Annotated in this window: 6 protein-coding genes; all 6 read left to right on the forward strand. The window is 64.1% G+C overall.

The genetic code is table 11. The features are described from left to right. Positions 1 to 28: 28 nt before the first annotated feature. The 6 genes from QRO95_RS12575 to QRO95_RS12600 are packed head-to-tail and all read left to right on the forward strand — an operon-like array spanning position 29 to position 9,785. The gene (locus QRO95_RS12575; protein WP_285302708.1) at positions 29 to 679 is read left to right on the forward strand and encodes a hypothetical protein; all 651 of its coding nucleotides are present in this window, start codon (positions 29 to 31) and stop codon (positions 677 to 679) included. Next, a complete protein-coding gene (locus tag QRO95_RS12580) occupies positions 672 to 4,421 on the forward strand; it encodes a Laminin subunit alpha-2 (protein WP_285302709.1) in 3,750 nt (1,249 codons plus the stop codon). The genes QRO95_RS12575 and QRO95_RS12580 overlap by 8 nt, the downstream gene beginning before the upstream one ends. Then, positions 4,421 to 4,837, forward strand: a complete 417-nt coding sequence (locus QRO95_RS12585) for a hypothetical protein (protein ID WP_043402241.1) — start codon at positions 4,421 to 4,423, stop codon at positions 4,835 to 4,837. Before QRO95_RS12580 ends, QRO95_RS12585 begins: the two co-directional genes overlap by 1 nt. A 3-nt stretch (positions 4,838 to 4,840) precedes the next feature. Then, entirely contained in the window at positions 4,841 to 8,443 is a 3,603-nt protein-coding gene (locus QRO95_RS12590; protein ID WP_285302710.1) for a hypothetical protein, read from the forward strand. Next, positions 8,443 to 9,471, forward strand: a complete 1,029-nt coding sequence (locus QRO95_RS12595) for a hypothetical protein (protein ID WP_285302711.1) — start codon at positions 8,443 to 8,445, stop codon at positions 9,469 to 9,471. Before QRO95_RS12590 ends, QRO95_RS12595 begins: the two co-directional genes overlap by 1 nt. After that, on the forward strand, positions 9,468 to 9,785 hold the full coding sequence (locus QRO95_RS12600; protein WP_285302712.1) for a hypothetical protein: 318 nt from the start codon (positions 9,468 to 9,470) through the stop codon (positions 9,783 to 9,785). The genes QRO95_RS12595 and QRO95_RS12600 overlap by 4 nt, the downstream gene beginning before the upstream one ends. The last annotated feature ends 64 nt before the right edge of the window (positions 9,786 to 9,849 follow it).

The raw sequence follows: 9,849 nt of genomic DNA on the forward strand, positions 1-9,849 counted from the left end.
TCTCCCGGTATGAATCAGGAAGGGCACTGTGGCCTCCAATCGCAACAACAACCTGCTCAAGTACTACGTCAGCGGCCGGCGGGCAAAAGGCTTCCATGGCCTGACCGACCTGGCCGGCGAGGTGCTGAATCGGTACGACCTGTCTGTGCAGCGTGCCTTTGTTGGCCTGCAGCGCCGGGCTGGGCCGGCTACTGCGCAGGAGGTCCGTGCCTCTTACAACATCCGCGCCTCTGCGCTGCGCGGGAAGTATCGCGTGGAAACGGGCGAGCGCGGCTACAGCACCGGCAAACGTGGCAGGGATGACTTCCTTTCGATCTGGGCCAGCACGCGGCAGATCTCGCTGATCGAGTTCGGTGGTCGCTGGGCCGGTCGCAAATCCCGAGGTGCCACGGCCGGCATTGGCGTGGGCGAGTCGAAGACCTACGACGGTGCCTTCATCGCCACGATCAAGGGTCGCAGGGCCATTCGGGTGCGCAGCTGGGATCGCGCGCAGCAGAAGCGCCACGGGCGCGGCCCGGTCCGCATCCTGCGTGGGCCAAGCCCGTTCGAGATGCTCTCGGGTGCTGATGGCAACGACCGCGCCCTTGCGGCGCGTCGCCGGCTGATCGAACGCTTCCACACCACCTACCTGACTGAACTGCGCCGCCAGTGGCGCGTCAACGGAAGCTCCAATGGCTGATCGGCTGGAAGAAGCAATTCGGGTCGTCATCGAAACGCAGGGCCGGGAGGGCGTGGATGAACTGCGCGCAGCGTTTGGCGATCTGGGGGATGTCTCGGTCGAGACCGCTGGCAAGGCGACGAAGCTGCTCGACTCGCTCACTGGGCTGAACGAGGCGGCGGCGAAAGCGGATGCCTTCGACGGCATGCTGGCCGATCTCGCGGAGCTGGAAAAGCAGTTTGATGACAATCAGAAGGCCGCGCTGGCGCTCAGCCTCGGCATCGGGGAGATGGAGAAGCCCTCCCGCGAGGTGCTGGCTGCCCAGCGCGATCTACGTAAGGAAGGCGAGCGCCTGAAAAAGGCGCTCAACGAGCAATGGGACGCTGTAGGCAAAGCCGACGAGGAGCTCTCTTCGCTCGGCGTCAACACCGCGAACCTGGCCGATCACCAGCAGCGCCTGCGTATCGAGGCGACCCGCAGCGCGGCAGCGCTCACTGAGCAGGCCCGGGCCGCTGCGGCAGAGGCCGAGGCGGGGCGTCGGCGCAAGCAGCAGATCGAGGAAGGCGAGGCTGCCTTCCGCAAGCAGGCTACTACCAGCAAGGCGGCCGCGAAGTCGTTGGCTGAGTACAGGGAGCGCGCCGCTGATGCCGCCGCCAGCAGCGGCGACCTGGCAAACGCCACGGATAGCACGGTTAGCTTGTTCGGCAAGCTCAAGGCGGTCGCCGCTGGTGCGATCGCGTTCGTCGGCCTGAACCGAGTGGTTGATGGCATCAAGGCCATCGTGAAGGAGGGCAGCGACGCTGAGCAGGAATTGGCTCAGCTGGAAGCAGCCTTGCACGCCACGGGGCGCACCAGTGAGTTCACCGCGCAGAGCCTGGCCGCCATGCGCCAGCAGTTGCAGAGTGGGCTGTTTGACGATGGGCAGATCAGCGCCGCCCAGGTGCGTCTGCTCTCCTATACCAACATCGTGGGCGAGCAGTTCCCGGCAGCGATGCAGATCACCATCGACCAGGCCCAGCGGCTGGGCATGTCGCTGGAGCAGTCTGCCGAGGTCGTAGGCAAGGCTCTGCAGACGCCGTCGAAGGCAATGGAGAGCCTGAGCAAGCAAGGCTTCACGCTGGATGACAGCCAGAAGTCGCTGATCAAGAGTCTGGAAGCGACCGGTCAGGTGGCTAAGGCTCAGGCGATCATTCTCGACCTGCTGGCCGAGTCGTATGGTGGCGCGGCTGCAGCGGCGAAGGTGGGCACCATCGCCGGCCTGTGGAAGGCGGCCACCGATCGCTACAAGGATTGGAAGCAGGAGGTCGCCGACCAAGGCGTGCTGACCTACTTCAAGGAACAGCTCACCAGCCTGCTGACCACCCTGGACCGACTGGCCGCCGATGGCAGCCTGTCGCGCTGGGCCAAACAGGCCGCCCAAGCCATCATCACCATGGCAGAGGCGGTGAAGGGCACGACGCAGTGGGTTGTGGACCATGCTCGCGTGATCGGCCTGATGGCTGCTGCGTATGCGCAGTTCAAGATCGTGGGGGCCCTGCTCCAGCTGAACGCATGGCGCGCGGCGCTGATCGCAACCACGAACGCGCAGATTGCCAACAATGCAGCGGTCGCAAGCGGCAGCCGGGGAATCGGTCGGTTCGGTGCGTTGCTGCGCGGTTTGCCGAAGGCAGTCCCCATTACTGTCGCCGTCCTGGGGCTCGAAGCGGCGATGGGCGGTCTGGATGTCCTCAAGACCGTGGCGCAGGACATTTGGAAGCAGCACGACCCGGCGCTGAAGCGTGCCGGTGAAGCGCAGCGCGCTTACATCAGCCTGGTCCGCGATTCGGCGCTGCAACTGCGTGAACAGGCAGTGTCCTTCGTCGCATACCGTGACGTAGTTATCAAGTCAGCCGAGGAAGTCGCCAAGCTGGGCGAGGCGGAGCGGCAGGCTTACGAGAAGCGCCTGTCCGGTCTGGAGCAGTACCTCACGGCGCAGGAAGGCTTCCTGCTGATGCAGCAGAAGGCCGGCGTCGCGACGGCTGAGCAGCTGCAGCAGCTGGGTCAGGTCACACAGAAGTTGCTGGAGGTGTCGACGGGCTTTGCGGCTCTCCGGGGTGGCGTCCAGACTGCTGCGGACGCGCTCACGAACGGCATCGGCCCGGCAGCACAGCTTGTGGTGCAGCAGTTGGCGGGGATCGACGGGAACGCCAAGCTCGCGAAGGAATCGATCGGCAAGGTGTTCGAAGGGCTCAACTTTGCAGACACGGCGAGCCTGGAGGCGGTCGGAGCGGCGTTGGGCTACATCGCCTCCCAAGGCGCTGCCGCAGAGCGCAATGTGCGCGATGGGTTGCTGGAGACGCTGAAGAAGCTCTCCGGGGAGGAGCTGCTCCGCTTCCAGGCATCGGCCCAGTCGGCGTTTGAGGCAATGCCGCAAGGCGCCACCAATGCCGCCGCCGTGCTGCAGACCACGCTTGTTACTGCGATGGAGCGGCTTGGTGTTTCCGCATCGCGCATGGGCGTCAGCTTCAGCGCTGGTGGTAAGGATGCGATCGCCGCTTTCGGTGCGGTGGCTGAGAGTGCGATCGCGACCGGTGTCCAAATCGAGACGGCCTTCAAGGCAGCGCTTGGCAAGGTCGCGACGCTGGACGAAGCTCGAACGCTGGGTGCGCTGCTGGAGTCAGCAGGGCGGCAGGGCAAGGTCGGCTTCGATGCGGCCGCGCGGTCGGCTGCAGCGCTGAACGCTCGTATCCGCGAGATTCAGGTTGCCATTGACCCGCTGGCTGACGAGTTTGCCCGGCTTGGCATCCAGTCCCAGGCGTCGCTCAATGCGACGCGCGACGCCGCCAAGAGCGCCTTCGAAGCGATCCGTGACGGCGCGGCGCGCGGCAAGGCCTCTGTGGAAGACGTTCGTCGCGCCTTCCGGGCATATGCCGATGCAACCCGTGCTGCAGCCGCAGACAGCGACCAGTGGCGTCGGGACAACGTCGACAGCCAGCTCGCGGTTCAGGAATCGATCTACGACACCGAGCGCAGCATGCAGCGGCTGGGTGACGTGAGTGACGTGGCAATGCGGCAGCTGCAAGACGGTGCCAGCCGCAGCCGCGAGCGGCTGGAGGAGGTGCGCGAGAGCGCGGGAGGTGCGGCGGACCAGGTTGACCGGGTGGGGAGTAGCTCCGAACGAATGGGCAAGCAGATGGGGCAGGCCGGGGCCGCTGCGCAAGGAATGGCGTTCAACATTGGTGAGGTCTCCGAATCGGCGTTGCAGGCGATGCGCAAGCTCAGCGGCCCTAACCCGCTTGTGCAGTTTGCCAATGCACTGAACCGCGTTACCGACCAGCGCAAGAAATTGGCGGAGTACAAGGCGGAGCTTCAGGCGGCGGCCGAGGCGGAGGATGAGCTTTCCAAAGCAGCGAAGGAACGGCTGGCAGGGCAGTTCGACTACGTGGGCAAGGGCGAAATCGCAGAGGTGGCGCAACTGGAGGCCCAGGTCATGCGGCAGCGGCAGCAGCGAGATCAGGAAGCCTCCGCCGCGCTCGCCGAGCGGCGCAAGCAGGCTGAAGCTGAGGCAGAGGCTCAGGCGAGGGCGGACGCCGCCCGTGTCGGCAGCAACGGCAGCAATGAACAGGTCATCGTCATTGACTGGAAGCTGCCTTCGAAGGAGGTGGTGGCTGGTGCCACCGCAGCCGAGGTGCAGCAAGCACAGCGCCTCGCGGGCCTCGTCGCTCCCTTGGTCCTGCGCCAGGTTCAGCAAAGCAGGGCCGTTTCTGTGCGGGGGCGTGGCTGATGACCCGCATTGTTCTTGCCGGAATCGAACTGCCGGCCGACCTTCAATGGACCGACGAGTTCACAGCCTGGAAGGTAGGGCAGCAGGCGCGTACAAGCCTGACGGGTGCCTTGATCGTTCAAGAGTCTGCGCGACAGGCCGGGCGGCCAATCACGCTTCAGACAACCCGGGACGGTACCGCCTATGTCGGCGTCGTCAGTCTTCCCGTGCTACGGGCCCTGCAGGCCAGCGAGAGCGAGGCCCGCCTGGCGCCGCTGGATCTGGTCATGCCGGCCCACAACAGCGGCGAGCGGTCGTTCCAGGTGCGGTGGCGCCGCACCGATGGGCCGGCCATCGAAGTCGACCCCACCCGCTTTGCTGTCCCCGCGCTTGATGCGGACCTCTTCTCCATCACCCTTCGCCTCATGACGGTCTGACCAATGACGATCTCTGCTACCGATATCAAAATGCGCCAGTCGCAGCGCCTCACCGACAACCCTGATGGCGGCGGCCGTATGGTCCAGGCCGAGATTGTCGATGGTGCGATGAACAACCTGTTCCCCGACATCGGTGATGAAGAGCGGACCACGGGCCGCTCCACGCTCCGCAAGATGTTCGTGCACGTGGATACGCCTGGACCAGACGTGCTCAAGGATGCGATCGCGGTGCTGATCGACCCGCCGTCCGACCCGCGTGTGACCGTGACCATGTTCGCCACCGGCTCCTACAGCGATGTGCGCCTGGACGCGAAGAACCGCGTCGAGAGCTACATCACCCGCGGCACAGAATCGCGATTCATCCTGTTGGGCGACCACTTCATCGGGCAGATGACCATCCAGGTCTACACCACCAAGGATGCGCCGAGCCCGGACATCAACGACAACCTGAGCCTGCTGACGCTGGCTGCCTCGGGGCGCGATCCCGGCGAGCAGTACGTGCGGGTGAAGAACGTGCTTTCTCGGACCACGCGGACGTTTACCGACGACCAAGGCGCTTTCGAACGTGACGTGCTGGTGATCGAGCTGGTCAACGCGCTGCTGCTCAACTTCTACGGTCAGGAGGTCATTCGCTACACCGCGACGAAACCGGCCAGCCGGGTATATGAAACCAATGTGGTCGATGCCACCAGCTACCACAGCGTGAAGCGCCTCACGGCTGCCGGGAAACCCGGTGACCTGTCCGTGCAGATCGACTCGCCCTATGTGCCAATCGTTCCCACGTCCACCGCTGAAACCGCCGTGAGCGACGTTCTGGCTGGCATGGGAACGTTGAGTCACGTCCCCTCGGGGCCAGCCAACAGCCTCGCCCTGAGCTTCACTAGCGCATTCGTGGCTGGTGTTGCCGTCACTCGCTTCCTGGGCACGGGCATGGCTGTCGGCAGCGTGAAGGTGCTGGTGGGCAGCATCGAGCTTTCGGATGACGGCACCGGCGGCCTGGGGTCTGCAGCGGTCACGCCCTGGTCGGGTACCGTGGATTATCAGACCGGCGCTGTGTCGCTAGTTCATTCCACCGGTGCGGGCAGCACCAGCGTCAGCATCACCGCCACGCCTGCCGGCACCATTCCAATGCAAGGCTTCACCGATGAGATCGTGGTGACCCAGAACAACCAGGGGATGGTCTGGCTAGCCCAGTTGGTGCCACTGCCGGCGCCGGGTACTGCCGTGGTGGACTACCGCGCGCTCGGACGCTGGTACCGCCTGACCGACAACGGTCGTGGCCAGCTCGTTGGCAAGCCCGGGCAGGGCAGCGGCACCATCAACTACATGACCGGCTCGCTGGTGCTGACCACCGGTGCGCTGCCCGACCTGGACAGCAGCATCATCAGTGCCTGGGGCACATCGATCATTGCCGAGGCCCGTGCAGGCGACACCAACATCAAGCCGCCCGCACTGCGGTTCATGCTCGGCAATGCCGGTGCCGCGCCCGGGACCGTGCGCCTGACGGTGCGGGTGGGCGGCGCGGATGTGAACGTGGTCGACAATGGCGTCGGTGGCCTGCTCATCGCTGGGCAGCTTCGCGGCTCGGTCGCCTATGCAACGGGCGAGTGCCTGCTGCAGCTGGATACGCTGCCCGACGCCAATAGCCAGGTGGCGGTCAACTACGACTGGGGTGAGCCGCTTAATGCCGCGCCGCAACCGGTGCCGGATGGAAACGGCCTGGTCTCATTCACGCTGCCGCAGGGGCCAGTCAAGCCGGGCTCGGTGATGTTGGACTGGGTAGTCACCGTCATGCGCGACGCCTACGATCTGGCTTCCGCGCCACAGCCCATGCGCGTCATCGCCAAGGACGACGGCAATGGCAACCTGGTGGCGGTCTCGGTGGGGGACGCCGCCGCCACCACCGCGCTGGGGGCCATCAATTACAGCACCGGTGCAGTGAGCCTACAGGCTGGAAAGTTCATGGTTCGTCAGGTGTCGTACCCGCAGTACGAGCTGCGCTCGGGGCGGTTGAGGGTGGTGGGCTATGGCCGCGTGGACGTGCTGGCGCAGTTCTCCGCAGGCACGCTAGTTTCGGTTGGCTGGACGCTGGCTGGTGCTGACACGGAATTGGCCGAGGAGTCGTTGCCACTGCCGCCGGTGTCGCTGCAACTGACGCCGACCATCAGCGATAGCATCGTGCCTGGCAGCGTCAGGTTCAGCTTCCGGGGGCGGACCTACGTGGACCGCAGTGGCGGGCTCTACCACACGGTCGATCCTTTGACCGGGGCGGGTGTCTACGCCGGCACTATCGATTACACCGCCGGCGTGGTGAGCTTGACCCAATGGCTGGCCGGTGGCGCCAACGGCGTACAGATCCAGTCTCTGCTGACGCGTATCGGTGACCCGGGCGTTGCCAACAGCTTCTTCCGTGCGCCGGGCTCGCCACTGCGGCCGGGGATGTTCACGCTACGAGCCAACCGCCTTGATGGCGAGATGCTCACTGCGACGGCTGACATCAATGGCGTGATCTCCGGTGCGCAGATCCGCGGCACCGTGGACTGGGAGAGTGGCGTCGCCAAGGTGCAGTTCGGCCAATTGGTGCCGGTGGCTGGCAATGAGGGCCAGCCCTGGTTCGATCCTGATCTGGTGGAGGGCGACCGGATCTGGCGCCCGGCGCTGGTGCTGGCCGGCTCCATCTACATGGGGGCGGTCGTCTACCGCTCGATTCCGCTGTCGGAGGTCGTCATCGGCCTGTCGTCGGTGCGCCTCCCAAGCGACGGGCGCGCCCCGGCCTTCAAGCCCGGGCAGACGGTGCTAATTCACCACACCGCTAAGCACAGCATTGCCTCGCCGCAGGCAGGACAGGTGGTTGTATTTGGTCGGACGCGAGTCGCTGGCGTTGAGGTCCGCGACGCTGTCGGCAAGCCGATTGAAAGCGCCTGGTATACGGTTGATATGGACGAGGGCAGACTGACATTCAGTGACCCACTCAACCTAGCAGCTTACGCCCTCCCCATCGTTATCAGCGAACGGGTCGAAGATCGCCGACTGGTGGTGCAGCCACAGATTACCGGGGAGATCGAGATCAACACAGGGCTGACGCACGACTATCCGCTCGGGGAGGCAATGATCAGCACTGCCCTTCGTCTCGGAGAGGCGAACGGCTCGCTTGATCTGCAGGCGCGCGTGGAAAGTCTGTTCGATCAAGGGACGTGGACTGGGGTCTGGAGCAACGTTCCTATCGGTAGCGCGGCGCCAGGGACCTACAACGATACCGACTTCCCATTGGAAGTCGCCAACAGTGATGCAATTACCGAGCGTTGGGCGGTCCGCTTCACCAGCGCGACGAACTACGAAGTGATCGGCGAAACAGTCGGTGTGATTACCACGGGTAGTACCACGACGGATCTTGCACCGCTGAATCCCCGCACGAATCGGCCGTACTTCCGCATGCGGGCCGGTGGCTGGGGGGCAGGTTGGTCTACGAACAACGTGGTCCGATTCAACACGGTCGGCGGTTTGGCGCCGGTCTGGATGGTGCGTACGACCCTGCCTGGCACGCCGGCCGGGGCAACTGATTCCACCCGATTGATGGTGGTCGGCAATGTGGCTGGAGGTATCTAATGAGCTTGGTTCCCACCGTTTATCGCAGCACTGATCCTGGTGCGCCCGTTCTGAACGGTCAGGCCGGAACGCTAATCGCGCTGCTGCATGCGGTGCTGGTCACCGGCTATGGCAGCGGAGGGAGTGTCAAGCCACCGGCTGGTTGGACTAGGCCATATGCTACTGCTGGCGTGCATGTCTATCGCAATAGCGCTGAGAGCGGATCTGGTGCCTACTTGCGAGTGTGCGACGACGCTTCTGCTCCGATGCTCAGCACGGGGCGCTTGGCGCAGGCATTTGCCTATAGTTCGATGAGTAGTATCGACTTGGGGGAGAATCAAACGCCGCCCGCGACACTGCAGGCGCGAGGATCACTGATCGCCAAATCTCCCGTCCAGACGGCCGCTGCTCGGCCATGGATGGTGGTCGCCACAGAAATCGGCTTCTACCTTTTCACTTCATGGCACAACTATGCGTCAGGAATGGGCGCCTACTACTATGGAGACCTCATTAGTAGCGTGCCAGGGGATGCATTCCCGTTTGCGTTGTTTGGATCAGCAGAGATAACCAATTTCAACGGGTCGTACAACGACTTTGTATGTTCGGTGTTTCACGTTTCCGCGCTGGAGGGGGCGATCTCTACCTCGCCGACTCTGGGAACTATGGTTCCTGGAGGCTACACAATGCGGCACTACAGCGCTGGCCTTGGCTCGCCTGGTCGCATCGAGACAACGGGAGTGGCGCCTGGCGTTGGCGGCTCGATCCGATCGTACGGATCGGGTGCCTATCCAGTGGGCCCAGATCCGGCGCATGGTGGTTACAACTACATCGATGCCATTGTGCGCGAGGCTCCGTTTGGCATTCGCGGAAAGCTGCCGGGGGTCTTGGTGCCGCTCCATGCTCGGCCGCATGTTGCAGGAGAGCTCGTACCGTTCATTGATGGGTTGGGTCTCGGCCAATGGTTGGCAGTCAACTACAACGTTGCTGCGCCAAACACCCCTGACCGCGATGGTCAGGTGCTTTTCCGTCTGGATGCGCCCTGGAAATGATCTACGGCGCACTCTATCGCAGTTGGGGACCTCGCGGAGGCGATGGCTATCTCGGAGGTAATCCGCCCGCCGGCGAGGATGACGGGCGGGCGAAGATCATGAATGTGCCACGGCGAGTTCGGGTCCAAGTGTTCACGATGTTCGACGCAGTCAACGTTGTCTATCTGGGCTCTGTACTGAGCGGGCACGATGGGGTCTGGCGCATGTACGGCATTGACCGAAACCTTCGCTATCGAGTCATCGGTACCGATCTGTCTGGAATGGTCAATTCGGCCATTCAGGACTGGATCACACCCGCAAAGATGGAGGGCTGATGGCGGCGGTGGGGGGATACGTCGGGGTAAACCTCGGGCCCATGTTCCTGGGGGGCGGTGGTTC

Origin of the sequence: Stenotrophomonas maltophilia group sp. Smal13, from assembly GCF_030236855.1 — a bacterium.
GTDB lineage: Bacteria > Pseudomonadota > Gammaproteobacteria > Xanthomonadales > Xanthomonadaceae > Stenotrophomonas > Stenotrophomonas maltophilia_A.

Bases quoted from the DNA above. Each gene is read 5' to 3' on its own strand.
- QRO95_RS12580 (WP_285302709.1), top strand. From the start codon at position 672: ATGGCTGATCGGCTGGAAGAAGCAATTCGGGTCGTCATCGAAACGCAG.
- QRO95_RS12585 (WP_043402241.1), top strand. From the start codon at position 4,421: ATGACCCGCATTGTTCTTGCCGGAATCGAACTGCCGGCCGACCTTCAA.
- QRO95_RS12590 (WP_285302710.1), top strand. From the start codon at position 4,841: ATGACGATCTCTGCTACCGATATCAAAATGCGCCAGTCGCAGCGCCTC.
- QRO95_RS12595 (WP_285302711.1), top strand. From the start codon at position 8,443: ATGAGCTTGGTTCCCACCGTTTATCGCAGCACTGATCCTGGTGCGCCC.
- QRO95_RS12600 (WP_285302712.1), top strand. From the start codon at position 9,468: ATGATCTACGGCGCACTCTATCGCAGTTGGGGACCTCGCGGAGGCGAT.